Genomic DNA, 25939 nt, shown 5'->3' with positions numbered 1-25939 from the left:
GACTCGTAATAGCGGGGGCTATTTGTCATATGGAGATAAGAAAATATTCTATTTTTTGTAACCATGTAGAAAATGAAGGATATTTATGGTAAAGTTCCTATAAGGTCCTTTTTGAATGCGCTTCCATATCGTCGCATCTGTATAGGACAACCTATTAAAAAGGAGGAATTGAAGTGACAAAGAAACGCTGGTCAAAAGCTTTTTTAATGTGCTTGGCATTTACTTTGCTGCTTGGGGGGATAAGCTTGGGGCAGGGGGAGCAGGCTAGCGCAGCGGACAATTATAAATTTGATTTCGGCAATGGCGGTGTGGCCTCTGGCTACATTGGCGTCTCCGCTACGCTCGGCTATTCGGCTTCGACCGGTTATGGCTTCAACACACCAGCCAATATGCAAAATGTAAGCGCTTCCGGTACGGGTGTAGGCAGTGATGCAGTACGATTCCTGACATTCGGTACGAAGAGTACAAATACATTTAATGTAGATTTGTCGAACGGCCTGTACGAAGTGAAGGTTATGCTCGGCAATACGTCGAGAGCGAGTGTGGCCGCAGAAGGCGTTTATCAAATTATGAATATGACAGGCAATAATGCGACGGACTCTTTTCAAATTCCAATTACCGATGGTCAGCTTAATATTTTGGTAACGGAAGGCAAGGCGGGTACTGTTTTTACGCTTAGCTCGCTGGAAATTACGAAAATCTCGAACAATCCGGTAACGAACCGGACGATTTATATTGGCGGCGACTCCACGGTCGCGAATTACTATCCACTGGCAAGCAGCGTACAGGGCGGCTGGGGGCAAATGCTGGAGCAATATGTAAACGGCAGCACGTTCAAGGTGCGGAATATGGCGACAGGCGGGCAATTCGCGCGAGGGTTCCGGGATGATGGACAGCTGGAAGCGATTTTAAAATATATTAAACCGGGCGATTATTTCATTCTCCAGTTCGGCATAAACGATACGAATGCGAAAAATGAAACGACCGAAGCTCAGTTCAAGGAAATTATGCGCGATATGGTTACTCAGGTCAAGGCGAAGGGAGCGACCGTTGTCCTTTCCACGCCGCAAGGCCGCGCTACTGATTTTAATGCGAGCAATGTTCACAGCTCAACGGGAAGATGGTACAGAGCCGCGACAATGGCGCTGGCTGCCGAGGAAAATGTGACGCTCGTTGATCTCAATGTGCTGAGCTCGGCCTATTTCACCTCCATTGGCCCTGCAGCGACTTTGAACCTATACATGAGTGGCGATTCGCTGCATCCAAACTACGCAGGTGCCCAGAAGCTCGCCCAGCTTGTGAAAAACAATCTAAGCAGCCAAGGCTTGAGCGGTTTTTAAGAAAATAGCCGGTGTGCAGCGAGAAATTCGCGGCATGCCGGCTATTTTTCATTTAAAATATAGGAAAGTATATAATTTTTCTATTCTTTCTCTATATTCCACCCTCGAAACGGTAGCTTTGCCGCCAAAGGTCGGCGAAAGCCGTTTACGCTTGTTTTCTCCTGCATAGAGATTTGATATACTACTCAGACAGGAGGCTGAAAAATGGAAAATACTTATGTTGTTGAGCAAGCAGGGATAGAGCAGTTGGATGAAGCGGCTATGTTATTTGATTTGTACCGTATGTTTTATGGACAAGCCCCGGATGTGCAGGGAGCGCGCCGCTTTTTATTCAATCGCTTTGAGCAGCGGGATTCGGTCATCTTTATGGCCAAGCATTCCGGGAGTGGGGAGGCAGCCGGCTTTACCCAGTTGTATCCTGTATTCTCCTCGATATCAATGCAGCGTTCCTATATTTTAAACGATCTATACGTTTTGGAATCCCACAGAAAGCAAGGCGTAGCCCAATTGCTGCTGGACCAGGCAAGAAGCTATGCCAGCCTGCTGCAAGCGAAAGGCATTGAGCTGTCTACCGCTGTTATGAATGTGCAGGCTCAGCGGCTGTATGAACGCAATGGCTATACACAAGATGCAGAGTATAAGCATTATTATTTAACGTTATAAACTAATTAGTTAATGCCATGAATTATTTATACAGATTCGCCAAGCAGCTTGTTTTTGCCTTATTTAGGCTTGAGGCACTAGCACAGCCGCTCTGGCGGATTTTTTAATATAAGAATGTATAAGTTTCACCCTTATAATCGCCTTATATTACACCCTCGAAACGGTCGCTTCGCCGCCCTCTGGCGGCGACAGCCGTTTACGCTTGCTGCCCAGCAGATTAGTGCCGACAACCCCCGCAATAATGAACAGCGAACCGATGACATGATACATCGTCAGCTCTTCCCCGAGGAAAAGGGCACCGCCCGCCATAGATACGATCGTCGATAAATTGGTAAACACGCTCATTTTCGAAGCTTCGATCCGTCCCAAAATGTAATTGGACGTCAGAGAAGTGATGAGCGAGGAAATAACGCCCAAATAGAAGATGGATAGCAGGAATGATCCGCTGCGCAGCGGCGTAAGGAAGCTGTCCATCGTCCCTGCAGTCGTGTGCTGCACCAATGATATAGAGAGAAACACGCCAAAACCAATTCCAAGCATTAAATACGTAAGTTCAGCTGGGCTAAAATGCTTGGAAAGCGAGCGTGCAAGCACGCTATAGCCGGCAAACGCGAAGCAGGTCAGAAACAGCAGGGAAATGCCAAGCATATTGGATAAGTCGATGCTGCTGCCCTTCATCATGAAAATGAACACAACGCCAAATACCGAGAGGAAAATCGATAGCTTTTGCAGCAAGGACGTCCTTTCTTTCAGAAAGATGGAGGCGATGATCATCGTCACAACGGGCGTAAAGGCATATAAAATGCCGCCTTCAGCGGAACTTGCATGCAGCAGGCCAAAAGCCTGAAGGGTGAAAAAGCCGAGCGGATACATCGCTGCGAGCAGCAGCGCTTTAAAAAGGGGCTTGCCGCGATAATTCAGCTTAATCATGCCCAGTGCTACAGGGATTGTCATGATGAGAAACGAAAATGCAAACCGGAACGTGAGCGTGTCTAGCGGCTGGGCGCTTCCGAGCGACAGCTTGGCGAATAAAAAGGAGAATCCGATAATGACGGCATTTAATACAGCGAATATATAGGCGAGCTTAATACTTTTATCTTTCATAGGTATGACTTCCTTCCTAAGGTTAAGCGAGGTCGTGTTCGCGAACGGCTCATCTGTTAATTTAAAGATAAACCATTCGGCAGTGCCGCACGATAGCTGATTTCGCGAACTGTATCAATACAGTTGGGAGATATGCGGTATAATCATGGGAGAAGGAAGACAGCTAGAGCAGTAACAGGAGCAGGGAGGGGCAGTATGAAAAAGTATTTTGCGATTTTATCCGACATGGAAGGGAAAATTCGCGACGGGCATTACCGTCCAGGCAGCAAGCTGCTGTCTGTTCGCAAAGCTGCGGAGCAGTACGGATGCAGCACAAATACGATTACCCGTGCGTATGCAGAGCTGGAGAAGCGCCATGCGATTTATTCTATCCCGCAGAGCGGCTATTATGTGGTGGACAAGGATGGCGGCGGAAGCGGGAAAAATGAATTCGACATTCAAAGAGAGGGCATCGATTTTTCATCGGCATCGCCGGATTTGTTTGTGTTTCCGTATTTGGATTTTCAGCATTGCTTGAACAAAGCCATTGATACGTACAAATATCATTTGTTTACGTATGGCGATCCTCAAGGAATGGCCGAGCTTCGCGAAACGCTCGTTCGCCATTTGGCTAATGATCAGGTGTTTGCGAAAACCGAGCGGATTTTCGTGACGTCAGGCGCTCAGCAGGCGCTGGAAATATTGGCGAAAATGCCTTTCCCAAACGGCAAGCAAACCATTCTCGTCGAACAGCCGACTTATAATCTTTATTTGCGATTTCTGGAAATCGAGCAGCTGCCGACAGCGGTCATTGCCCGCACCACGTCTGGGATCAGCTTGCAGGAGCTGGAGCGGTTATTTCGCGACGAGGATATTAAATTTTTTTACACGATGTCGCGTTATCATAATCCGCTGGGGACCTCCTACACAACCGAGGAACGGAAAGCAATTGCTGCCTTGGCGAAAAAATACGATGTGTACATTGTCGAGGACGACTATATGGCAGATCTAGGGGTGGAACGGGGGTTTGATCCGATTTATAGCTATGATTTGACGGAGCATGTCGTTTATTTGAAAAGCTTCTCGAAAATCATTTTTCCCGGCTTGCGCCTTGGGGCTGCTGTATTGCCGGAACAGCTCATTGAAACGTTTTACCGCCATAAAAAATACGGCGATACGTCATTCCTCTCCCAAGCGGCATTGGACATTTATATTAAAAATGGGATGTATGAACGCCATAAGCGCGCCATAAGCAGCCTGTACACCTCGCGAATGCTGTTGCTGAACGAAGCGCTCGATCGGCATAATGGAGCAGGGCTTATTCAAGCTTCTGGAGTGAGTTCGGGCATCTACACCCAATATAAACTGCCTATTACCGTCAATATGGAACAACTCATGGAACGGCTATCAGCAAAGCATATTCGGACTGTCGACGGGAAAGGCTTTTATTTGCTAGGGTATCTGGAGCGGGAGAAGTTTTTGCGAATCAGCATCTCCCGGGCCAGTGAAGGGCAAATCGATGAGGGCATAACGGCTATTGTGGAGGAAGTAAAGCGGGCTAATCATTTTTATTAACACGAATGAGCTATATTCCTCTATTCATAATAGAGTGGGGCGAGCTTAACACCTTGAATAAAGACGGGATCATGAAAGGGAAAAAGCATGCTCCCAGACTGTTTGGCCAGCTCATTCAGCCTGCGGATGGAGGCGAGCGCCGCCTCGTCGCCACCGCTTGCTGAGCCCGGCAGCTGTTCCTGCTCAAAGTTTTCGAGGAAATCGCCAGCATCGAACGTGAGCACGAGCCTTGTCCCGCTTGGCAGCGTTGCGACAGCAGATTGATGGCCCGGCGTATGTCCGGGTGTTGAAATGATTTGCAGGCCAGGCACCAGCTCGGCGTCGCCATCGAGAAGCTGCCAATCGATATCTGGAAAGTCATAATCCTCCGTAATATTGCCCAAGAAGGGCGGCGTCTCCGTGGCGAAAATATACTCTGCGCGTTGAACGTACACTTTGGCATGCCGGAAAAGCTTCAAATAACCAGTATGATCGGCTTCCATATGAGAAAGAAACACGCGGGTAACATCGGCTGGCTGAACACCAATGGCGTTCAACTGATCCAGAAGCGAGTGGGTGGGACGGACGACAGGAAGGGCGCTCCAGCCGCGGCTCATATAAAATTGCTTCGCGAGCTCGGGATCGCGGAGCCTCGATTCATCTAAGCCTGTATCCATTAAAATCCATCCTGTATCGGTATCAACCAAATAACAGCATATCGGCTCTGCAATCATAATGCGGCTATCGCCGCCTCGCAGCGACAACGACTTGGGCACCATTTCATATCCTACTAGCAGGACATAGAAGCGTTTAATTGATGTCATTAAAGATCCTCCTTTTTTTCACGGTCAGGCATGAAGTAAATCTACAATTTCCCGTTTTAATTGAATGAAGGGCTCTGAATCTCGGAGCGCTTTATTTTGGCGCATAGCAGCCGGAATTTCAATTTCGCGGACGATGCGCCCTGGGCGGCTTTTCATCACATATAGTCGCTCAGATAGAAAGATGGCCTCATCAATATCATGCGTAATAAACAAAATAGTGGCGTGCTCATGCTTTTGAATGTTCATGAGCAGCTCCTGCATATCGCTGCGTGTCTGGGCGTCCAGAGCGGCAAAAGGCTCATCCATCAGCAGCATTTCCGGAGAATTGGCTAATGCTCTGGCGATGGCGACGCGCTGCTTCATTCCACCCGACAGCTGCTTCGGATAAGCATCAGCAAATTTCGTCAAGCCGACCAGCTCCAAATATTTATCCGACACTTCGCGCCGCTGCAGCTTGGGAGTTCCTTTCAGCTCCAAGCCAAATTCAATATTGTCGCGTACGGTGAGCCAAGGAAACAGCGTATAGGATTGGAAAACAACGCCGCGGTCTGCGCCAGGCCCGGTTATTCGCCTGCCCGCTATGGAGGCGCTGCCGGAGCTTGCTTCCTCAAGGCCCGCAAGCACCCGGAGCATCGTTGACTTGCCACAGCCGGACGGGCCAACGAGCGTCACGAATTCATTTTCTAAAATATGTGCTGAAACTTGATCCAGCGCAGTAAAGCTGCCGGATTTGGTTGTGTAGGTTTTGGACAGGCTGTCGATGATAATTTTGCTGGATCTGGCTGCTTGGCTTGCGCTGGCTGTATGCGGCTCCGTTTGCGAGGGGAAAATATTCATCTTAGCGACCTCCTTCTGCCCATGGAAATAGCTTCTTGTTGAGTAAAGCAAACAAACGATCAATGATGAGTCCGAGCATGCCGATAACGAGTATGCCCATGAAAATCATATCCGTCTGCAAATAGCGCTGCGCTCTAATAATCATGAATCCTAGCCCGGAGCTGGCGGCAAATAGTTCGGATGCGATGAGGTAAGACCATGCCCATCCCATTATAAGGCGCATCGTATTCATAAGCTCCGGCAGCAGTGCAGGGAGGAGCACCTTGCGAAGCACCTGCAGCTTATTGGCGCCAAGCGTATAGGAGGCCTGCAGCAAATCATTGGATACTGCGCGGGCATTGTCGGCAACCATCAGCAGCATTTGAAAGAAGCAGCCTACGAAAATGACCATAATTTTTGCGGGCTCCCCAAGCCCAATCCAAACAATAATGAGTGGAATAAAGGCAGTGGCGGGCATATAACGAATGAATTCGGTAAGCGGTACAAGCACAGCTTCAGCAAATTTAAACGTACCTGCCAAAATGCCGAGTGGAATAGCAAGAAGGCAGGTGAACAAATACCCCATGAGCACCCGGTAGGAGCTAATGCCGACGTAGCTCCAGAAATCAGCGCTCTGGACGCTGCTCCAAAAGGTTTTGCCGACTGTGCCAGGCGTTGGCAGAAAGGTCGGATCGACCAGCTGAGAGTAGCTTAATAAACTCCACACCACAAACACGGCGGCGAAGGTACCGACAACAGTAGCCAAATAAGCTTTACGGCTCATCTCCCCACGGATTTTAAAAAGGTTGGATAAGGTGTCCATCAATGTTGTTCCTCCTGTTTATGCGAACGGATAGCACGCAGAAGTGGCCCAGCCGCGTCCATTCGCATCGATATTTTACATAGCTAGCTGTTTATTTAAACAGGAAAGGATTAATGGCGCTGCTTGTGTCAAACGACTCGGTCAATATTTTTTGCTCGATAAAAAATTGTACAAATTCAGCCATTTGCTTCTCCCAAGCTGCCTGATCCTCCATGAGCATTTTTTGGGAATCCGTAAGTGTAGCCAAATCGAGTGTTGCAGCTGTACCTTTAACAGCCTCGAGGTCCATGCCAAGCTCATCGCCAACAAGCTGCTTGCCTTCGTCTCCATTGTTGAACAACGCAAGGCCTTCATCAAAGGCTTCCGCCATTTTTCTCAGCTCATTTGGATATTGGTCAATGATGCTTTTCTTGGTTACGAGAGTATCGACAATGAGATCAGGTGCATCAGCTGTGGAGTAGAGCAGATGTCCATTTTTTTCTACCGCCTGAGATAGGTAGGGCTCCCATGTTACCGCTGCGTCAACTTGTCCGGACATGAAGGTCGAGCCGGCAAGGTTGTTGTCCATATTTACAATTTTGACATCCGATTCTTGCAATCCAACCGTATCCAAGGCGTGGAGCAGCAGAAAGTGGGCGAGAGAGCCAATGGATACGGCTACGCTTTTGCCTTTAAGCTCGGCCAAAGAAATAACGGACTGACTGGCAATAATGCCGTCTGCACCTTTGGATTTGTCGACGACCGCAATAATTTGGATCGGGTCATCAGCCTTTTCCTTCGATTTCATCTGCACGACAGCATCGAGCGACTGCACGACTACATCCAGTTTGCCTGACATAAAGGCATCCTTTGTGCTGCCTTCCATTTTTACAAATTCGACGTTAACGCCTTTCTCCGCAAAAAGGTTTTTGGCTTGGGCGATGATCGCCCCTGCAGAGCCGATCCAGGGACTATAGCCGAAACGAATCGTTTTGGAGCCGCCTTCGCTGTTGTTACCCGCGGTTTGTGCGCCGGATGGGGAAGCTGTAAGAGCGGGGGATTGGCTAGGTGTGTTATTGCTTCCGCATCCAGCAATGAGGAGCATTACGGAGAAGAGAAGTGACAGCGTTGTAAACATATGCTTTTTTGTCATGGGTGATTCCTCCAAGTGTTCGTTATCGGCTTGCTTATCCAATCGTTCTAAAAGACTGAAGCACAGGCACCTCCCTAATAAAAATAAAAACCCGGGAGATTATTTATGAAATAATCTCCCGGGTTTTTATCCCTCCGTGTCACTGACGCATTAAGGTAGCGGCAGCGGTTTACTCTCGGACCTGACCCAAATTGGCGGAACCCTAGTAAACTGTAAAACCGTTATTCAGTTAATGTAATGTATACTAACATTTAAAAGTTGATTTTGACAAGAGTTTTTATGAAATATTAAATTTATTTAAGAGAATAACCAATTAGTTAACTCAATATGTTATCTATAAGTTATGTTTGGCGTTGGATAATTTCGTTGTTTTTCTATATTCATAACGAAATAGGAGAGAAAAAAGAGAAAAGGCAGAGGAGAGGGCCTTGCGCGCCCGTTCCTCTGCCTTTTTAAAAATGGCCAGCCAATCAACAACGAAAATTTGTCTCTATTTCAGCGGCTTGCTGCTGCTTAATTTTACCGCATGAGCTTTGCGCAGCGGGATGAGAATAGTCAAGCTGACCAAGGTGACGAAAATAGTGGCGCCCATATCGGATAAAATGGCAATCCACAGCGTGAGCCAGCCTGGTATGGTCAGCAGCAGCGCAAGCACCTTAAGCCCGAGTGAAACCGCAATGTTGAAGCGAATCACCCGGTTTACCTGCTTGGCAACGGATATAGCCTCGGGCAGCTTGCCCAAATGATCCTGCATGAGCACAATGTCCGCTGTTTCAATAGCGCTGTCTGTGCCCTTGCCCATGGCAATGCCAAGCTGGGCAGAGGCAAGAGCGGGAGCATCATTGATGCCGTCACCGATCATAGCGACTTTGCCGCTTTCCCCAAGCTCTTTAATGCGCGCTACTTTATCCTCAGGGAGCAACCCTGCGTAGAAAGTAGATACCCCGACAGCCGAAGCTACCTTATCGGCCGTTTTTTGGTGATCGCCCGTCAGCATGACCGTACGTTTAATGCCCTGCTGATGAAGCGCAGCAATGACCGCACGGCTTTCCTCGCGAATTTCGTCAGCGATTCCGAACACGCCAAGCACTCGATTGGCATTTGCAACAATGACGAGCGTGAGTCCAGACGCTTTCATCTGCTCGATCGTGTGGCGCACCTGATCAGGAAAACTTAAATGCGCGATGCTTTTCTCATTGCCGAGCCAGTAGCGCTCTCCATCAATGACAGCTTCCATTCCACGGCCGGCTACATTGATCATTTCCTCTGGCTCTGGCAAGCTGACTCCGCTCTCTTGCACAGTCTTCATAACCGCTTTAGCGAGCGGATGGGAGGAGGAGCGCTCCATCGCGCCGGCAACCTTATAGAAAAGTGCATCCTCATAAACTTCCACCTGTACGACATGCGGCTCACCTTTGGTTAAGGTGCCTGTTTTATCAACGGCAATCGTATCGATTTTACCAAGCTGCTCCAAATATACGCCGCCTTTAATTAAAATGCCGTTTCGGGCATTGCGCGTAATACCCGAAACGATGGCAATGGGCGAAGAGAGAATAAGGGCGCATGGGCAGCCAACAATTAGCACAGAAAGGCCTTGATAAAGCCATTTTGTCCAATCCCCTTGCAGCAGCAGAGGAGGAAGCAGAGCCACAAGCAAAGCAATGGCCATAATAAGCGGCGTATAATATTTGGCGAATTTATTAATAAACAGCTCGGTTGGCGTCTTTGTTTCCTGGGCTTCCTCAACCAAATGCAAAATCTTTGCTAGCGAGGAATCCTCATAGGCTTTATCAATTCGAATGATCAGTACGCCTTCATTGTTAATGCTGCCGCCAAATACGGTATCCCCAGCTGCTTTGTCGACCGGAAGCGACTCGCCAGTAAGGGCAGCTTCGTTGACCGAGCTTTTCCCCTCCGTAACAGCACCGTCCGATGGGATTTTCTCGCCCGGCTTGACGCGGACGATGTCTTGCGCCTTCAGCGAGGTAATGGGAATAACCAATTCCTTTCCATCTATCAGCTTGGTCGCTTCCTTTGGCGCTACCTGCAGCAGCGTCTCCATTGAACGCCGCGCCTTCTCCATGCCGTAGCCTTCCAGCCATTCATTGACGCCGAACAATACGGCGACGAGCGTCGCTTCCTTCCACTCGCCGATGGCGATGGCGCCAACAAGCGCAATGGTCATTAGCGTATCAATGTTGAATTTTAACTTGAACAAATTGCGCAGTCCGCGCCAAAAGGTCGTATAACCGCTGATGGCAATGGCTGCCAAGTATAAAGCGATTAACAGTGGTGCGCTTAGCGCCTGCTCCAGCAGCAGCGCTCCGCCATAGAGTACGCCGGAAGCAAGCAGCAGCTTCAGCATATGGGAGTTTCCGCCTCCATGGCTATGATCATGTCCATGGTCGTCGTGAGCATGGCTGTCGCCATGCGAATGAGCAGCTTCCTCATGGCAATGACCGTCATGGCAAGCGTGGTCATGAGCCGAATGAGCATGAGAATCAGCGCTATGGGCCGATCCCGATCCTTTAACGGCAGCGGGAGCAGAAAGCTTCTCTAAATAAGCGCCTTCCGACTTCAAAATTTGTTCAACCTTCTGCATCGAAATTTGCGCATTGACAAGCAGCTTGCCCGAATTATAGCTGAGCTTGGCATCTTCGCCAAACGTCAATTTTTGAATTTCCGTCTCCATCGTATGGGCGCAATGGCCGCAGGTCAGACCTTTAACACGATACTCAACCATGATTCAGCCCTCTTTCCTATCAATGTATGAATAAGTGCTCATATATAAATAATATGCCTCGATGACAGCATCTGTCAAACCTATCTTTGCCAATTAGCTCCAGAATCATGAGGCAAAGCTGTTTAAAAGCAGATTATGCAAGACATGGAGCGGCGTGTCTAATGCATATAAATAGGGAGTAGAAGGAGCGTGATGAATTGAACGAGAAGGTGAAGAAATATTACCAGCTTAAGCAGAAGCAAAAGGAACTGGAGCAGGAGCTGGCTGGCCTGCGAACGGAAATTTTAGCTTATTGTGCAGAGCAGGAAGCAGGGGAGCTGACTGTAGGGCGCTATAAAGTAAAAATTGTCGCACAGGAGAGGCGGGAATACGATGAGGCGAAACTGCTTGCAGCACTTCCCGAGCCCGATGCCTGGCGCCTCGTTTCCAAAGTGGACCCAGCAAAGGTATCCAGCCTGCTGCAGCTAAACGTCATTAGTGAAACCAGTCTGCAGGATACCTTTACAACGAAAAAAATCTCTTTATTGCAGGTTGATAAACTATAATTTCCACCCAAAAAGGCGATTGCAACCGTTGGACTGAGATTGTTTATGCTCAGACTGCCAACGCTGCAAACGTCTTTTTTTATTTCTTTTCATAAATTAATTTCCATATATATCATAATGTAAATGGATTGCACGATTAAATAATAATCCGTTTAGCGGTATTTAGAATCCGTTTTAAGGTAGCCGCTATTTTCGCATTGGGTTACGCTTTAAGCAGAGCAGCGCCAAAACAACAGCTGCGAAAGGAGAAGTGGTGAAAATGGTACGAATTAGACTCAGTATATTTTTTAGCGTTTTTGTTGCCATGGTTGGATTGATGATTATAGCTCCTGTCATGCCGCCGCTTATCCGCGAATTGGGACTAAGCGAAACACACTCGGGCTTAATTATTTCCTTAGGTTCCATTGCCATGGCCGTGATGGCTCCGGTATGGGGGCGAAGAAGCGATTCGTTAGGGCGGAAGCCGGTCATTTTAATCGGTTTTATAGGCATGTTTGTCAGCTACATTTTGTTCACGGTCATCATGTATGCTGGGCTGTCGAAAATGATAAATGGAACGCTGCTGGTTGTGCTGCTGATCGCAGCGCGTGCGATGGTTGGACTATTCATTCCAGCCGTACCTTCGTCGGCACAAGCTTATATGGCGGATGTGACCGATGAAAAGGGGCGTTCGGCCGGCATGGCCTTAATCGGGGCTGCCAATGGGCTGGGACTGGTGCTCGGACCGGCAATTGCGGGTGTTTTTGTCCTGATTGGGCTGCTATGGCCGTTATATATCGGTGCTGCGCTGCCGCTTATTGCCTTTGTTGTCGTCCTCTTGTTAATTCCCGCTCAAAAACCGGTCATTCGAGAGAAGCCGCCCAAAGTTAATCCGTTCGCCAAAGGGCTTCGTCTGTATTTGTTTGCTGGACTTGCCACGATGCTGAGCATCGTCACTTTGCAAGTCATTGGCGGCTTTTATTTTCAGGATCAGCTCGCTTTGACGACGCAGGAAACCGCACGCGTGGTATCGCTTGGCCTCATATTTAGCGGAGTCGCGATGATTATTACCCAAGGGCTGCAAATGAAAAATACAAAATGGCAGCCAAAGCCGCTCATTCTTGCTGGCGCTTTGCTTTTGCTCGTCAGCATGGCTATTTTTCTTTTTGCTATGAGCTTAATTGGTTTTTATACGGCTTTCTTTATATTCGGAATTGGTGCGGGATTGATGATGCCGGGCTTTATGGCGGGCGCTTCGCTTTCCGTTTCACCAGAGCAGCAAGGCGGCGTCGCAGGCATGGTTGCATCGGTTCAAGGAGTGTCCGCTGTGATCGCGCCGATACTAAGCACGACCTTATATCAGGTGGATAAACATCTGCCTTTTATCGCGGTTGCCGCGATTGTGCTCATTATGGGAATTACACTGCTTTCCGTGAAAAATAAAGCGGCTGCAGGCCAGCCAGCCTCCGAAAAACATTTTTCTACTTGACTTTTTTAAACCAGCAGTCGTAATATAATACCTACATCTTCATAACTGGCATTGACCAAAGACATGATTCCAATTTCGGGCCGCCCAGAGAGAGAAGCGATTGCTGCAAGCTTCTTCGGATACCGGATATGGTTTTACCCCTTTGCAGCCGTGCTGCTGAACCCGCTCCCTTGTGCGAAAGTAAGCTTCACCGCTTTATCTGCGATAACGGATACCAATAAGGGCCTTTTATCCGGGGCGCTGCAGCAAGGGCTGTGGCAAGCTGGCGATAAGGTCGAATAAGGGTGGAACCACGAGCCGAACGCACTCGTCCCTTTCCGGGATAGAGGCGTTTTTTTTGCGTTCATAAATAGGCAGAAGTGGAGGCTCAAGCGATGAAAAATCAAAGCGAAAATCAAAATCACATACAAATCAAGCTGCCGGATGGCGCAATTAGAAGGTGCCCAGTTGGGACAACAATGGAACAGCTCGCTGAATCAATCAGTCCGGGGCTGCGAAAAAAAGCCGTCGCTGGGAAAATCAATGGGGAAGCTGTTGATTTAAGCTATTCCATAGAGGCAGACAGCGACGTGGAAATTATTATTTTGGACAGTCCGGAGGGGCTGGAAATTTATCGGCACAGCACAGCGCATCTTTTGGCGCAGGCGTTGAAGCGGCTGTATGGCAAGCAAGAGGTTCAGCTCGGAATTGGGCCTGTCATCAGCGACGGTTTTTATTATGATATTGCCATTGCAAGCCCGCTGCCGAATGAACAGCTCGCCGTCATTGAGCAGGAGATGGCCCGAATTGCAGAGCAAAATCTGCCGATCGTTCGCCGTGTTGTCAGCCGGGAGGAAGCGCTGCAGCTATTTGAGCAGCTAGAGGAGCCGCTAAAAGTCGAGCTGATTCAAGCTTTGCCGGAAAATGCCGTTATTTCCCTTTATGAACAGGGTGAATTTATCGATTTATGCCGCGGGCCGCATTTGCCAGCAACTGGCTGGATTAAGGCGTTCAAGCTGCTGCACACAGCGGGAGCCTACTGGCGTGGTGATTCCAATAACCAAGTGCTGCAGCGCATTTATGGCACAGCGTTTCCGAAAAACAAGCAGCTGGAGGAGCATCTCCATATGCTCGAAGAAGCGAAAAAGCGCGATCACCGCAAGCTGGGCAAGGAGCTAGGGCTATTCATGTTTTCGGAGGAAGCGCCTGGCATGCCGTTTTATTTGCCGAATGGCATGATTATACGTAATGAGCTGGAGGAACTGGAGCGCGGCATTCATCGCGAACGGGCCTATGATGAGGTTCGTACACCGCTGATGCTGAACAATCGGTTATGGGAGCAGTCCGGTCATTGGGAGCATTACAAAGACAATATGTATTTTACAAATGTTGATGACGCGGTTTTCGCCCTCAAACCGATGAATTGTCCGGGACATATGCTCATATTCAAAAATGAGCTCCGTTCTTACCGAGATTTGCCGATCCGCCTTGCCGAGTATGGACAGGTGCATCGCCATGAATTTTCCGGGGCGCTCAATGGCATGATGCGGGTGCGGACGTTTTGTCAGGATGATGCGCATTTATTCGTCCGGCCCGATCAGATCGAGGAGGAAATCGCTAAAGTAATGGCGCTCATTGACGATATTTATTCGATCTTTGGCTTTACTTATCGGGTGGAGCTGTCCACTAGGCCAGCCGATTCCATGGGCTCGGCACAATTATGGGATCAAGCGGAGGAAGCGCTCAAAAATGTGCTGGTCCAGCAAAATGTCCCTTATATGCTCAATGCAGGAGACGGCGCCTTTTATGGGCCGAAAATCGACTTCCATATTCGCGATGCGCTTGGCCGCAGCTGGCAATGTGGAACAATCCAGCTTGATTTTCAAATGCCTGAAAAGTTTGATTTGACTTATATCGGCGAGGATGGAGGAAAGCACCGACCTGTCGTCATCCATCGTGCCGTATATGGCTCCATTGATCGGTTTATGGGCATATTGACAGAGCATTTCAGCGGCGCATTCCCGCTGTGGCTCGCACCCGTACAGGTGAAGCTGCTTCCTGTTTCAAGCGTGCATTTGGATTATGCCCTGCAAGTCAAACAACAGCTTCTGAAAGCAGGCCTTCGTGTGCAAGTCGATGCTCGCAGCGAAAAGCTTGGCTACAAAATTCGGGAGGCGCAGCTGGCGAAGGTGCCTTATACGCTCGTAATCGGGGACCAGGAGGCGAGCGAAGGGACGGTTTCGGTTCGCAGGCGCGGCGTGAATGAGCAGCAGGGGATGTCCATCGCACAGCTAGTGGAGCTGCTTTCCCGGCAAGTTGCAGCTAAAGAGCTGAACGCTAACGAGAGCGTATAGCGGACTTGTGCTGCCGGACTTTCTACTGGCGATAAGCTAAAAAGCAGGAAAGAGCTAAAGGACGGCATCCAGGCTATAAAGCTTGGTGTGCCGTCCTTTTTCATTGGATTAAGAGGGCTGCCTTGTGTAAACGAGCACCGCATCGCGTAAAAATGCAGCAGAACCGGGCTGCTTCTCATCATAATAGGCAGTGAAGCGCTCATCGTCAACGTACATTTGGGCAACGCCAGCATGCGCTTCCTTCGAATAGCTGCCCCAGTAGAAGCTCAGCCATTGCTTGTGCAAGTCAGCTGCTTTCTGTGCCAGCTCGCCCGCAGGATCACCTGTCAGGAAGGCTGCCGCCAGCGTCGTCAGCACATCCTCGCCGAGCTTTTCCACTTCAGCGTGCTGCGCTTCTGTCATATTTTTAATAGCATCGTTTGAGCGGTTGACGGCTGCTTCCCCATATTTGGCCCTGATTTCTTCGCCATACTTGGCCTCATTGTCATCCAGCAGCTGCTGCTTGAAGCCTGCGAACTTTTCTTTATCGTTCATCGTTTGTTTCCCTTCCTTCTGCAATAATGTTTGGTCGAGATTGGCAATGAGCTGATCGAGCTGCTGCCTGCGCTCAAGCAGCTTGCTGCGATGCTCCAGCAGTGCCGCATGAACGTCGAAATTAGGCGACGTAATAATCGCTTTAATTTCCTCCAAGGTGACGCCAAGCTCCTTGTAAAATAAAATTTGCTGGAGCAGCTCTACCTCGCTCAGTCCATAAATCCGATACCCTGAAGAGTTGATGCGTGCCGGCTTCAATAGGCCGATTTCATCATAATAACGCAGCGTTCTCGTACTAACGCCAGCCAAATAGCCTAGCTTCTGAATGGTGTATTCCATATGCTCACCTCCTGACAAATTTATCGTACACGTTGACGGCGCGTGAAGGTCAACCGTTATTTTTCCCTGATGGAGAAGGACACTTAAAAAGCATCTGAATCCGCTATAATGAAGAGGTAATGGGAAGATTTACTTGGCCTGAAATACAACCAAAAGCCCCGTCAGAAGAGAGTGTTCTTCTGATGGGGCTTAATCGTTTTGATTTTACATTTATGTTTTGATTTAAAATTTAATGCTGGCGCCTAGAAAGTAGCCGATCGTAACAAAAATAAGCACCCATGTAAGTGAGCCGAGACTCGTAATGAGCAAATACTTGCGGAAAGGCATTGAAGTAATGCCGGAAATGTAGCTGGTCATGCTCCTAACACCCGGAATGAAATAGCCGAAAAACAGCGTCCATATGCCAAAGCGGGCAAACCAGCCCTTTACCTTTTCAAAACGTTTGGTTGTGAGTCCGACCCACTTGCCATGCTTGTCGATTAAAGGCTGTCCAAATGTTTTGCCCAGCGTGTAGCTTAAAAGCATGCCCGTTATAGCTCCCGTGAAACTAACCAGCAAGGAAATGGAATAATTTAACACCATAATCGAACATAAATATCCGATAAATAACATTAATAATTCGTCTGGAACCGGAAGCCCGATAATGCCGAGAGCAAGCAGCCCGAAGACGGCGTAATACCCGTACTGAGAAATCATTTCTATGGCAAAAGTCATAACCGGCTCACTTCCTTGCGTAGTCTTTTTTGAAGGCGGGAAATGGAATTCGGCTGACCATTAAGACAGAAAGCAGACCCATTAAGGCGAGAGCAGCAGCAGGCTTCATTTGACTATTTAAAAAAGGAGCAAGCGCCAAAATAACCCCGGCGGCTGTAATCGGCAAACCAACAAAACCTTTCACTTGGCCTTTTATATTGAATCTTGCCAGACGCAGCGCGCCGCAAGCTAGAAATAATACAGCGGCAATCGGCCCTAGCCACAATGAACCGTCGAGCTTGTACAGCAGGACCAGAAATACAGGCGCGATTCCAAAGGAGACCAGATCAGCCAGCGAATCCAGCTGTTTGCCGAAGTCGCTTGCACAATGAAGCCATCTGGCAAGCAGTCCATCAAGTACATCCCATAAAGCTGCCGTCATAACCATGGCGAAAGCAAGCTTATACTCGGCTTTTATCGTAAAAAGTAAAGACAATGTCCCGGCTCCCAAATTCAATAATGTACAGAGGGAGGGCAGCCAGTTTTTATTCATGTCAATCAGCCCCTTGATGAATGAAATCCTTTTTTTACTTGCAGGTTAATAATGTAACAGGCGGCTGTGACTTTTATGTGTCCACTTGTCCCTCTTTTATATCTTTAACGACAAAATCCCTATTAATTCACTTTATTAAACGACAATGTTAAATTTTAATGTCGATTTTCATCTTTACATAAATGAATAGGCGCCTCCGCCAGCAAGGGCGACACCAAGCAGCGATGCCATCATCACTAAATTGTACTCAAACCCGCCGTTAACCGACCAGAGTCCTTTGCTGCCATGTACTTTGACGATGGCAACAATCATCGTCAAAATCAGCAGCACTGCACCCGCCACAACCGATAGACCGGAAGCAAATAATACTCCGCCGATCAGCTCGGCAAGTCCAGCGCATACGACCATCATTGCGCCAGGACGGAGGCCAATCGCCTCAAAAAAACCAGCTGCTCCTTGAATCCCTTCGCCGCCGAACCAGCCGAACAGCTTCTTGCAGCCATGGCCAATCATAAGGAGTCCAATAACTAAACGGATTATTAATAACCCTAAATCTAACATTTATAAATCATCCTTCCTCGTATACATACGCCATTACACTCGTTCTAAGGAGCAATCATACTGAAATCTCATTTTTAAGTCAATATCGTGCAGAAAATAATTTATTTTTTCCGCTTGCTTGTATCAGAGTATGGAAATGTGCTAATGTCGTTGTCGATATGATGAACAGGAGAGATAAATGATGAGCCAAGCAAAACTTTGTTTTATCGGTGCAGGCTTTCATGCCTCGACGAATATTTTTCCATCCGCAGTAGAAGCAGGAGCTGAAATTGCAGCAGTATCCACCCGAAGCCTGGAGCGTTCGCAAGCCGCGCTTACACGCTTCGGCAGCAGCGGCACACCGTATGATGACTACAAGCAAATGCTGCAAAATGAAGAGTGCGATGGCGTTATTGTTGTAGCCCAGCCTGGCGATCAAACGGAAATCGTTATGGACTGCATTAGAGCGGGTAAACATGTATTCGTCGACAAGCCGCTAGGCTGGACTGCCGAAGAAGCGGCAGCCATTGCGGAAGCAGCTGAGAAGGCTGGCGTCGTGCTGATGGTCGGCTTTATGAAACGTTATGCCCCGATCTATCTGAAGCTTCAAGAGCTGATTGAGTCTGGCGAGCTCGGAGCAGCGCGCTCGTTCCAAATTCGTTTTGCCTGCGATAGTACAGGCTTTAGCAAAAACGAGGAGCAATTCCTAAAGCTTGCTGCCATCCATCTCGTTGATCTCATGCGCGGCTTGTTTGGCGAAGTGGCGCAAGTTGCAGGGTTTAACAACAATTTGGGCGAAAATATATCCCAGTCGTTTTCTTTGAAATTCGACAACGGTATTTCCGGCAGCGTTTATTTTGCAGGCATGACCGCTTGGTCGAGCGAAAGTGAAAGCGTGCTGGTTACCTTCGACAACGGCCATGTCGTAGCCGAAGATTCCAAAAAGCTGTCGATTCACAAGTCGCTTATGTCTGGCTCCTCGTCGTACCAGACGCTGTCCGAGGAAACAACGGTGCTGACGCCGTCGATTTCCACGATGTCCGGCTGCTTTGGCGACCTATACGCGCGCGGCTTTGTCGGTGAAATGGCCCATTTCATCGCCTGCTGCAAGCAAAATTTGACGCCGAATTCGAGTGGTCGGGACAACATTGGCACAATGGATTTATGCGACCGCATTTTGAACGCACTGAACTAGTATTAATCACTGTAAATCTGCGAGGATCACCAGCATGAACGCTTCCAGCTCCGTCTAAAAGTTTGAAAAGCCTTGATTGCCGCGATGATTCGCGGCTTTTTTGCTGTCTTTTTGCCATGCAGGCCTCAGCATTCAGTATGAGAGCAAGTGACGGCTGAAAAAACTTTGCCAAAAAGGACATATGTCCTTTTTAAAAGGGTAAAATAGGTTTACATTTAAGAAACTGAGGATGAGCGACAGCAGAGAAGGTGCCATATTGCGTACAGAATTGCGTACAGATACAGATTCCATTGAACGGATCATTCAGGGACATGGCTGGCTGAAGGAGATGTTTGAGGAGCTTCCGAAGCAGGTGCAGAACTGCTGGGAAGTGCGCCGCTTTCATCCGGGCGAGACAGTATGTGATCAAGCCAGCGACATGGTCTATGTGTATATTTTGATTTCCGGCGAGCTTGCCGTAGAACGAAAGCTATCTGACGGAAAAATGTTCCGGCTCGCCATGCTGATGCCAGGTGACGTTATTGGCGATATTGAGATTAGCCTAGATATGCCGTTTATTAATCAGGTCGAGACGACACGCGAGTCTACGCTGCTTGCCCTCGATAAGCAGCGCTTCAAAAAGTGGGTCATCAACAGTCCCGCTTTTCTGCACCGATTGAACGATCAGCTAGCGAATAAGCTTTTCCAGCAGGGGAGAAAGACGCTTGAAAACAGCTTTTATTCAATGGAGCATAAGCTGCTGGCCTATTTTTACGAGGCATTGGGCCATGCTGATTTTCAGAAAAAGCCCGTGTTTGAGCTCTTTGCCACTCGTGAGGAAATGGCGCGGCAGCTTGGCGTAGCGGTGCGCAGTGTCAATCGAATTATGAAAATGCTGAAAGAAGAGAAGCTATTCGTCGTAAAAAAAGGGCGATTGCTGTTTACCCAACAAAGCAAGCAGTCGATTGAGCAAAAGCTGAACAGCAGCAACCGCGCGATGTTTTAATAAATGGGGATAGCACAGAATGGACGGCGTTAAATGCTGCTAGCATTTAGGCTTGCCATTTGAACAGTGTGCGACGTGTTTCTTCTATATATAATAGAGTGCTGTTAGAGAGGCCTAATTTATCATTTTGATCTGCTGAAAGATCCGCTGCTGAAGCGGGTCTTTTTTATTTTGCAAACAAGCTTTTCAGGAAGTCGTTCGTATGCTAATGTTAGCTTATAAATGATTAACGAAACCTAACAAAACTAACCGATATCTCTATTTTAACTAAAGGATGTGCAGCTATGGCTAACAAGGTGACGATGCAGCAAATTGCTGACTATTTAAATGTTTCAAAATTCGCTGTTTCTAAAGCGCTTTCAGGAAAGCCGGGCGTTAGTGCGGAGACGCGCGAGAAAATAGTCAGCGTTGCCACGCAGCTCGGCTATTTTTCCGGACAGAAGCTCAAAGCTCCTTCCGCCAGCTTAAGCGGCGACAAAGCAAGCGAGCGTCAAACACGCGATACAGTCATTTTGCTTGTGCCTAACGTGAGATACCAGACGCGGGACTCTTTTTTCTGGGGCAAAATTTTGGATGGCATTACGATGGAGCTGGAGGAGCGGGAAATTGGCACGATGATGATTACGGAGCAGTTCAAAAATCATTTCTCGCAGTTCATTAACCCGAGCAGCATTTGCGGCATTATTGGCGTTGGCCAAATCACCTCGCAAATGCTGCTTGAAATTAGAAGTCTGGGCATTCCTTTCGTGCTGGTGGATCATGAAGACCCGCTGATTCCGTCGGATACGCTCTTTATGAACAATATGGAGTGCATGCGCAGAGTGACCAATTATTTAATCGGCTGCGGTCACCGCAAGCTGCAATTTGTCGGCAACACTCACTATTCGCGCAGCTTTCTTGACCGTTTTCTCGGGTATAGCTCCATGCTGGAGGAGCATGGGCTTGTGCAAGAGCAGGAGTCTGAGCTGTTGACGTTCGAGGGAAATAACCGATCAGAAATGACAGAGGCACTGGAGCTGATTGTGAAAAAAATGGTCCAGGAAGCAGCGCTGCCGACCGCCTTCATTTGCGCCAATGATTCCATTGCCATCTGCATCATGACGGTGCTGGCTAAGCTACATGTTGCCGTTCCTGGCGAATGCTCCGTTGTCGGCTTTGACAATATTGAGGATGCGGCTTGGTCAAAGCCTACGCTCAGCACCGTCGATGTGCAGAAGGAGGCTTTCGGCCGCCGTGCTGTGGAAATGCTGCTGCGCCGGCTGAAGCACCCGAGCAGCCCGCAAGAGAAAATTTTGCTGTCGGGCGATTTCGTCATGCGTGAATCGACTTCCAGCTCCATGACGCAAAGCTAAGGGGCGAATGCGATGGGAGACTCGAAATTTGGGCTGCGGCGCTGGACTTTCTTTCCGGCAACCCGCATGGAAGCAAAGCTGTTTATCGTGTTCGTACTGCTGATCATTATTCCGGTTGGCGGGCTTACTTATATTTCTTCGCTGCGTTATACGAATACGATTGAGAAAAATACAGTTACCTATGCAGCGGAAATTTCCGACAAAATGGTCAGCAAGCTCGACGACTATACGAAGGATATGAAAAAAATTTCGATTATACCTTCCTATCTCGGCGAAATTCAGGAGGGGCTTAAGCTCTCTAATCATTATTATTCGCAGGTGGAAGCCGAAACAGGAGGCAACCCTAATCTGCATGACGGAAAAAATATACAAATGAAGCTGCAAATCCAGCGCAAAATCGAAAGCAGCATTTATTTTATGAACAATATTAAGGAAGGCGCCAGCAGCGTCTATTTATTTGATGCGTACGGCAATCCCTATTATGTCATGAAGAGCGGGGGCGCCCGCGCCAATCTGCCTGAGTTTTATAATCGCTGGCATGAAACCGCTGCTGCTGCAAATGGCAAGCCTGTGCTGATCAGCACGCAGGAGGTAAGCGGCGATACGAATCGCAAGCGGTATGTATTCACGATCGTACGCAATATTATTGACAGCACCTACCACTCCGTCGGCATAATTGCGGTCGATGCCAGCATTGAAGTCATTGAGAACGTTGTGAATGATCTGGATGAGACGACGAAAGGCACAACGCTCATATTGGATGAGGCGGGTACCGTTATTTATGACAGCGAGCAAGCCTTTCTTGCTGAAAATTTATCCGGCGATGCGCTGCTCCAGCAGGCAGAAGGACAAAACGGCAGCTACATCGTCGATAAAAATGGCAAGGAGCAGCTCGTCATTTATCGTAAATCCGAGGAATCCGGCTGGCTCACTCTTATTCTCATTCCGAAGGAGCAGGTGGAGGCCGAAGCGATTCAGACGCGTAATTACACGGCAGCGGCAGCAATCGCCATTATGACGCTGGCTCTGCTCATTTCGATTGTGCTGATTTTTGCGCTGACGAAGCCGATGCGCGAAATGGTGAAGCTGATGAAGCAGGTACAGGCGGGCAATCTCGATGTCGCCTTTCCGGTGCGCCGCCGCGATGAAGTCGGCATGCTTGGCAATGCCTTTAACCGCATGATGGTGAGAATCCAGCTGCTGATTGAAAACATTTACCGCATGGAGCAGCGTAAAAACCAGATCGAGCTGGAGAGCTTGCAGCGCCAGATTAATCCTCATTTTATATACAATACGCTGGAGTCGATTCGGATGACCGCTGTGCTGAACGATGATCCTGAGGCAGCTGAGATGGTCCAGCTTCTTGGACAGCAGCTCAGGTACAGCATTCATGCAGGAGATGAAACGGTGACGGCCAGCCAGGAATTTGAGCATTTGCGCATGTATATGCGGCTGATTAACGACCGCTTCGGCGATCGGTTTCAACTGGAGCTTCCGGAGGGAGAAGCAGCCTGGGGCATAAGGGTTATGAAGCTGCTGTTCCAGCCCATTGTGGAAAATGCCGTCAACCATGCGTATGAGGATTCACGGGAAACGATGCTCATTCGCATTGACTGGGGAATCGTCGGCAGAGAGCAGTGGTTTACCGTTGCCGATGATGGCTGCGGGATGGAGGAAGCACAGCTGCTTCGGGTACGCAATGCCTTGTCTGCTGCCGAGCCGCTAGAGCCAAACGGAAGAGGCATTGGACTGCGCAATGTGCATGAGCGCCTGAAGCTGCGTTTTGGCGTCAGCTATGGCTTAACGATCGACAGCGAGCAGGGGAAGGGAACACGGGTAACGATTCGGATGCCGCTGGAACAGGAATGAAAAGCGCAGCGAAAAGGAAGGAGTGGCAACGATGAATATAGTTGTTGTAGACGACGAGGAACGAATTAGGCTGGGATTATGCAAGCTCATTGAGCAGGCAGGCGAGGAATACCGAATTATTGGCGCATTTGGCAGCGGGCAGGAGCTGCTTGACCAACTGGATCATCTTAATCCCGATTTTGTGCTGACGGATATAAAAATGCCGCAGATGACAGGGCTCCAGCTCATTGCCAAAGTAAAGAAGCTAGGTAAAAATATTAAATTTGCTGTGCTGAGCGGATTTAATGATTTCGAATTTGCCAGAGAATCGCTGCGGCAGGGAGCAGAGGATTATTTGTTGAAGCCAGTAAACCTGGATGAGCTCATTCGCCTGCTCGCCAAGGTGAACAGCAAGGTGAAGCAGGAGCGCAGCCGCAGCCGCCTGGAGTCGGGCGATTTAATCAGCCTGCTGCTTTACGCGGATGAGAAGCAGCTCCCTTCCTATGTCGTGGAGGATGTGTGCGGAACGCTTGATCAGCTGCCCTTGTTTCTCCATCACTACGCGGTGCTGCTATTAACGACTTCCCCTGAGCTGGACGAAGTTCGGTTGGAGCGGTTTATGGCTGACTGGCTGCGTGAGCGAATGATTATTACTGGTGAAGGCGGCAGACGGATTATCCTCATCGCCATTCACGATTCCGACCATGCCGAGACCGTCAGGGAGCTCGCTGTTATACTGCTTCAGCGAATGCCAGCCTTTACGCGTGCAAAAGTAGGCTTTAGCAGCATTTTTCGCGGCAGCAGCTGGCTGACAAATGCTTATAGCGAAGCTTTTTCCGCCTATCAGCATGCTTGGTATAATACGGAGCCGCGCTGGTGCTCCGGCGCTGTTAGCCGTGTTGCACCTGTTGATCATTTGCTGCGTTTGACGCATATTGTGGGCAAGGAGCTGCTGCCGGCACTGCAAATGAATGATTTCGCCTTGGCGCAGACTGCATTTGACAGCTGGCTGCAGGAGGCTGCCGCCCAGCGCATTTGCTGGAAGGAGCTGCAGGAGGCATGCTTTGGCATTAGAGCACTCATTGCCGAGGAGCTGAAAAAACGCAGCGTTCAGCTTGCATATGGGCAGGTGAATATGCCGATCGACCCGGAAGCTAGCGAAAATTGGGAAGCTTTCGCCCAAAGTATGCGGACGGGCATGGAGGAAATTAGCGCCTTGCTAGGCAGCGCGCGATCGGATAATAGAGCTATAGATAAAGTTAAATCGTATATCCAGCAGCATTTTACCGAGGAGCTTGAGCTGCAGCGCCTTGCGGATATTGTATATTTGACGCCAAGCTATTTAAGCAAGCTGTTCAAGACGGAGACGGGCGAGACGATTACCGACTACATGATTTCTGTACGGATTGAGGCAGCAAAGCAGCTACTGCGGCAGGAGCAGGGGCTGAAAACGTATATGGTCGGTGAGCGGGTAGGGTATGCCGATCCGGCTTATTTCACTAAAGTGTTCAAAAAAATGACCGGCCTAACACCGAAGGAATATCGCGATAAAGTTAGGTGAAGAAAGTTAGGTTCCCGTTATCCAAATTGAAGACAATAAAACATAACAAAGACCATTATAATCGGGCCCGGCATCTCCTATAATGATGAAAACGCTAACAATGGTGTTCATTAAAAGAAAGCGAGGGTGGCCTTATGCATCAGTTCTCTTACAAAACGCAGCGATATTTAATTTTGTTCGGGTTTTTGACAATTCCCGTCCTACTGTCGCTGACCTTCTCGTATTACCCGGCCGTATCTTTGCTGTATTACAGCTTGACGGATTGGAGCGGTCTTGGCTGGGATATGAATTTTATTGGCCTCGACAACTACAAGGAGATTTTCACCAAGCCCGAAGTATTCGGAGCACTTAAAAACAATGCTTATTATTTCATCGGTGGTTTAATACAAGTTGTCTTTTCCTTGTATTTTGCCGTCATATTGACTGGCAAGCTGAGGGGACGCAATGGGTTTCGGGTCATTTTGTTTCTGCCCTATGTGCTGCACAGCGTAGCAACGGTCATTATGTTCAAAAACGTTTACCATGTGGAATACGGCTCGCTAAACACGCTCCTTGGGGCCATTGGACTTGAATCATGGCAGCAAAGCTGGCTGGGCGATAAGCATTTGGTCAACTTCTCGCTTGCCTTCATCTCCATGTGGAAGTATATGGGGCTGAACATGGTTATTTTCATCGGCGCCTTGCAGTCGATTCCAGACGATTTGTATGAAGCAGGTTCGATCGATGGCGCATCGGGCTGGCAGAAGTTCAGGTTCATCACGCTGCCAAGCATTCGCAAAGTGCTGGAGCTCATGCTTATTTTAACGCTGACAGGAGCGCTTGAAGCATTCGATATTCCTTATGTCATGCTGCTAGGTGCGAACGATACGTCAACCTTCGTCATTAAGACGGTGGATACGGCATTTAAATATCAAAACTTCGGCCTTGCCTCGGCGATGGCGGTTGTGCTGCTATTGATGGTTCTGCTCTTTATCGTTATTCAGCGCAAATTTTTGTTCAAAGGAGGGGAATAGAG

The 25939-nt window shown here is 48.7% G+C and carries 23 protein-coding genes and 1 riboswitch; of the genes, 13 read left to right on the top strand and 10 right to left on the bottom strand.

Features of this window, described 5'->3' with window-relative positions; all coding sequences use genetic code 11:
- Positions 1–206: 206 nt before the first annotated feature.
- Both ASF12_RS24490 and ASF12_RS24485 read left to right on the top strand, forming a co-directional pair.
- A complete protein-coding gene (locus tag ASF12_RS24490) occupies positions 207–1340 on the top strand; it encodes a rhamnogalacturonan acetylesterase (protein ID WP_056040843.1) in 1134 nt (377 codons plus the stop codon).
- 204 nt (positions 1341–1544) lie between these two features.
- Complete coding sequence (locus ASF12_RS24485; protein WP_056040494.1) at positions 1545–2003, top strand: GNAT family N-acetyltransferase; 459 nt, start codon at positions 1545–1547, stop codon at positions 2001–2003.
- Between the two features lie 147 nt (positions 2004–2150).
- Here the strand turns inward: ASF12_RS24485 and ASF12_RS24480 are convergent, their stop codons facing one another.
- A complete protein-coding gene (locus ASF12_RS24480) occupies positions 2151–3107 on the bottom strand; it encodes a DMT family transporter (protein WP_056040493.1) in 957 nt (318 codons plus the stop codon).
- A gap of 195 nt (positions 3108–3302) precedes the next feature.
- Between ASF12_RS24480 and ASF12_RS24475 the strand changes: the two genes are divergently transcribed.
- Positions 3303–4661, top strand: coding sequence for an aminotransferase-like domain-containing protein (locus ASF12_RS24475; protein WP_056040490.1), 1359 nt, complete (start codon positions 3303–3305; stop codon positions 4659–4661).
- 20 nt (positions 4662–4681) lie between these two features.
- Here ASF12_RS24475 and ASF12_RS24470 read toward each other — a convergent pair whose 3' ends face one another.
- The 5 genes from ASF12_RS24470 to ASF12_RS24450 form a co-directional block, all read right to left on the bottom strand.
- Positions 4682–5464 carry an N-acyl homoserine lactonase family protein gene (locus ASF12_RS24470; protein ID WP_056040488.1) on the bottom strand — a complete coding sequence of 261 codons (783 nt, stop codon included), beginning with the start codon at positions 5462–5464 and terminating at the stop codon, positions 4682–4684.
- 24 nt (positions 5465–5488) lie between these two features.
- Positions 5489–6301 carry an ABC transporter ATP-binding protein gene (locus ASF12_RS24465; RefSeq protein ID WP_056040486.1) on the bottom strand — a complete coding sequence of 271 codons (813 nt, stop codon included), beginning with the start codon at positions 6299–6301 and terminating at the stop codon, positions 5489–5491.
- A 1-nt stretch (position 6302) separates the two neighbouring features.
- Positions 6303–7103, bottom strand: a complete 801-nt coding sequence (locus tag ASF12_RS24460) for an ABC transporter permease (protein ID WP_056040484.1) — start codon at positions 7101–7103, stop codon at positions 6303–6305.
- 91 nt (positions 7104–7194) lie between these two features.
- Positions 7195–8235 carry an ABC transporter substrate-binding protein gene (locus ASF12_RS24455; RefSeq protein ID WP_056040482.1) on the bottom strand — a complete coding sequence of 347 codons (1041 nt, stop codon included), beginning with the start codon at positions 8233–8235 and terminating at the stop codon, positions 7195–7197.
- A gap of 113 nt (positions 8236–8348) precedes the next feature.
- Positions 8349–8452: riboswitch (guanidine-I (ykkC/yxkD leader) on the bottom strand.
- Positions 8453–8725: 273 nt separating this feature from the next.
- Complete coding sequence (locus ASF12_RS24450) at positions 8726–10978, bottom strand: heavy metal translocating P-type ATPase (protein WP_056040481.1); 2253 nt, start codon at positions 10976–10978, stop codon at positions 8726–8728.
- A gap of 197 nt (positions 10979–11175) precedes the next feature.
- On the opposite strand from ASF12_RS24450, the gene ASF12_RS24445 reads away from it, so the two are divergent.
- The 4 genes from ASF12_RS24445 (at position 11176) to thrS (ending at position 15324) form a co-directional block, all read left to right on the top strand.
- Positions 11176–11523 carry a hypothetical protein gene (locus tag ASF12_RS24445; RefSeq protein WP_056040479.1) on the top strand — a complete coding sequence of 116 codons (348 nt, stop codon included), beginning with the start codon at positions 11176–11178 and terminating at the stop codon, positions 11521–11523.
- Between the two features lie 259 nt (positions 11524–11782).
- Positions 11783–12991 (top strand): MFS transporter, encoded by a 1209-nt coding sequence (locus tag ASF12_RS24440; RefSeq protein ID WP_056040477.1) that lies wholly within the window; start codon positions 11783–11785, stop codon positions 12989–12991.
- Between the two features lie 63 nt (positions 12992–13054).
- Positions 13055–13273, top strand: coding sequence for a hypothetical protein (locus tag ASF12_RS24435; protein ID WP_155973426.1), 219 nt, complete (start codon positions 13055–13057; stop codon positions 13271–13273).
- A gap of 92 nt (positions 13274–13365) precedes the next feature.
- The gene (gene thrS / locus ASF12_RS24430) at positions 13366–15324 is read left to right on the top strand and encodes a threonine--tRNA ligase (RefSeq protein WP_056040472.1); all 1959 of its coding nucleotides are present in this window, start codon (positions 13366–13368) and stop codon (positions 15322–15324) included.
- Positions 15325–15432: 108 nt separating this feature from the next.
- Here the strand turns inward: thrS and ASF12_RS24425 are convergent, their stop codons facing one another.
- The 4 genes from ASF12_RS24425 to ASF12_RS24410 form a co-directional block, all read right to left on the bottom strand.
- Complete coding sequence (locus ASF12_RS24425; protein WP_056040471.1) at positions 15433–16197, bottom strand: MerR family transcriptional regulator; 765 nt, start codon at positions 16195–16197, stop codon at positions 15433–15435.
- A 222-nt stretch (positions 16198–16419) separates the two neighbouring features.
- Entirely contained in the window at positions 16420–16911 is a 492-nt protein-coding gene (locus ASF12_RS24420; RefSeq protein ID WP_056040469.1) for a DedA family protein, read from the bottom strand.
- A 7-nt stretch (positions 16912–16918) separates the two neighbouring features.
- Positions 16919–17443 (bottom strand): CDP-diacylglycerol--serine O-phosphatidyltransferase, encoded by a 525-nt coding sequence (pssA, locus tag ASF12_RS24415; protein WP_056040466.1) that lies wholly within the window; start codon positions 17441–17443, stop codon positions 16919–16921.
- 174 nt (positions 17444–17617) lie between these two features.
- Positions 17618–18004: a DoxX family protein gene (locus tag ASF12_RS24410; protein ID WP_056040464.1), complete on the bottom strand. Its 387-nt coding sequence runs from the start codon at positions 18002–18004 to the stop codon at positions 17618–17620.
- Positions 18005–18185: 181 nt separating this feature from the next.
- On the opposite strand from ASF12_RS24410, the gene ASF12_RS24405 reads away from it, so the two are divergent.
- From ASF12_RS24405 to ASF12_RS24380, 6 genes are all read left to right on the top strand, one after another.
- Positions 18186–19178, top strand: a complete 993-nt coding sequence (locus ASF12_RS24405) for a Gfo/Idh/MocA family protein (protein ID WP_056040461.1) — start codon at positions 18186–18188, stop codon at positions 19176–19178.
- Positions 19179–19434: 256 nt separating this feature from the next.
- Positions 19435–20163: a Crp/Fnr family transcriptional regulator gene (locus ASF12_RS24400; RefSeq protein WP_056040460.1), complete on the top strand. Its 729-nt coding sequence runs from the start codon at positions 19435–19437 to the stop codon at positions 20161–20163.
- A 284-nt stretch (positions 20164–20447) separates the two neighbouring features.
- Positions 20448–21515, top strand: a complete 1068-nt coding sequence (locus ASF12_RS24395; RefSeq protein WP_056040458.1) for a LacI family DNA-binding transcriptional regulator — start codon at positions 20448–20450, stop codon at positions 21513–21515.
- 12 nt (positions 21516–21527) lie between these two features.
- Positions 21528–23384, top strand: a complete 1857-nt coding sequence (locus ASF12_RS24390) for a sensor histidine kinase (RefSeq protein WP_056040456.1) — start codon at positions 21528–21530, stop codon at positions 23382–23384.
- A gap of 31 nt (positions 23385–23415) precedes the next feature.
- Positions 23416–24924: a response regulator transcription factor gene (locus tag ASF12_RS24385; protein WP_056040454.1), complete on the top strand. Its 1509-nt coding sequence runs from the start codon at positions 23416–23418 to the stop codon at positions 24922–24924.
- Positions 24925–25058: 134 nt separating this feature from the next.
- The gene (locus ASF12_RS24380; protein WP_056040451.1) at positions 25059–25937 is read left to right on the top strand and encodes a carbohydrate ABC transporter permease; all 879 of its coding nucleotides are present in this window, start codon (positions 25059–25061) and stop codon (positions 25935–25937) included.
- Positions 25938–25939: the final 2 nt, after the last annotated feature.

This window comes from Paenibacillus sp. Leaf72 (assembly GCF_001422685.1).
In the GTDB taxonomy this organism is placed as follows: domain Bacteria; phylum Bacillota; class Bacilli; order Paenibacillales; family Paenibacillaceae; genus Pristimantibacillus.
The sequence above is the reverse complement of the archived record's forward strand: the minus strand, read 5'-3'. Positions and strand labels throughout refer to the sequence as shown.

What these genes read in the sequence shown, in the direction of transcription:
- ASF12_RS24490 (WP_056040843.1), top strand. Translation starts at nt 207, where the DNA reads ATGTGCTTGGCATTTACTTTGCTGCTTGGGGGGATAAGCTTGGGGCAG.
- ASF12_RS24485 (WP_056040494.1), top strand. Translation starts at nt 1,545, where the DNA reads ATGGAAAATACTTATGTTGTTGAGCAAGCAGGGATAGAGCAGTTGGAT.
- ASF12_RS24480 (WP_056040493.1), bottom strand. Translation starts at nt 3,107, where the DNA reads ATGAAAGATAAAAGTATTAAGCTCGCCTATATATTCGCTGTATTAAAT.
- ASF12_RS24475 (WP_056040490.1), top strand. Translation starts at nt 3,303, where the DNA reads ATGAAAAAGTATTTTGCGATTTTATCCGACATGGAAGGGAAAATTCGC.
- ASF12_RS24470 (WP_056040488.1), bottom strand. Translation starts at nt 5,464, where the DNA reads ATGACATCAATTAAACGCTTCTATGTCCTGCTAGTAGGATATGAAATG.
- ASF12_RS24465 (WP_056040486.1), bottom strand. Translation starts at nt 6,301, where the DNA reads ATGAATATTTTCCCCTCGCAAACGGAGCCGCATACAGCCAGCGCAAGC.
- ASF12_RS24460 (WP_056040484.1), bottom strand. Translation starts at nt 7,103, where the DNA reads ATGGACACCTTATCCAACCTTTTTAAAATCCGTGGGGAGATGAGCCGT.
- ASF12_RS24455 (WP_056040482.1), bottom strand. Translation starts at nt 8,235, where the DNA reads ATGACAAAAAAGCATATGTTTACAACGCTGTCACTTCTCTTCTCCGTA.
- ASF12_RS24450 (WP_056040481.1), bottom strand. Translation starts at nt 10,978, where the DNA reads ATGGTTGAGTATCGTGTTAAAGGTCTGACCTGCGGCCATTGCGCCCAT.
- ASF12_RS24440 (WP_056040477.1), top strand. Translation starts at nt 11,783, where the DNA reads ATGGTACGAATTAGACTCAGTATATTTTTTAGCGTTTTTGTTGCCATG.
- ASF12_RS24435 (WP_155973426.1), top strand. Translation starts at nt 13,055, where the DNA reads ATGATTCCAATTTCGGGCCGCCCAGAGAGAGAAGCGATTGCTGCAAGC.
- thrS (WP_056040472.1), top strand. Translation starts at nt 13,366, where the DNA reads ATGAAAAATCAAAGCGAAAATCAAAATCACATACAAATCAAGCTGCCG.
- ASF12_RS24425 (WP_056040471.1), bottom strand. Translation starts at nt 16,197, where the DNA reads ATGGAATACACCATTCAGAAGCTAGGCTATTTGGCTGGCGTTAGTACG.
- ASF12_RS24420 (WP_056040469.1), bottom strand. Translation starts at nt 16,911, where the DNA reads ATGACTTTTGCCATAGAAATGATTTCTCAGTACGGGTATTACGCCGTC.
- pssA (WP_056040466.1), bottom strand. Translation starts at nt 17,443, where the DNA reads ATGAATAAAAACTGGCTGCCCTCCCTCTGTACATTATTGAATTTGGGA.
- ASF12_RS24410 (WP_056040464.1), bottom strand. Translation starts at nt 18,004, where the DNA reads ATGTTAGATTTAGGGTTATTAATAATCCGTTTAGTTATTGGACTCCTT.
- ASF12_RS24405 (WP_056040461.1), top strand. Translation starts at nt 18,186, where the DNA reads ATGAGCCAAGCAAAACTTTGTTTTATCGGTGCAGGCTTTCATGCCTCG.
- ASF12_RS24395 (WP_056040458.1), top strand. Translation starts at nt 20,448, where the DNA reads ATGGCTAACAAGGTGACGATGCAGCAAATTGCTGACTATTTAAATGTT.
- ASF12_RS24390 (WP_056040456.1), top strand. Translation starts at nt 21,528, where the DNA reads ATGGGAGACTCGAAATTTGGGCTGCGGCGCTGGACTTTCTTTCCGGCA.
- ASF12_RS24385 (WP_056040454.1), top strand. Translation starts at nt 23,416, where the DNA reads ATGAATATAGTTGTTGTAGACGACGAGGAACGAATTAGGCTGGGATTA.
- ASF12_RS24380 (WP_056040451.1), top strand. Translation starts at nt 25,059, where the DNA reads ATGCATCAGTTCTCTTACAAAACGCAGCGATATTTAATTTTGTTCGGG.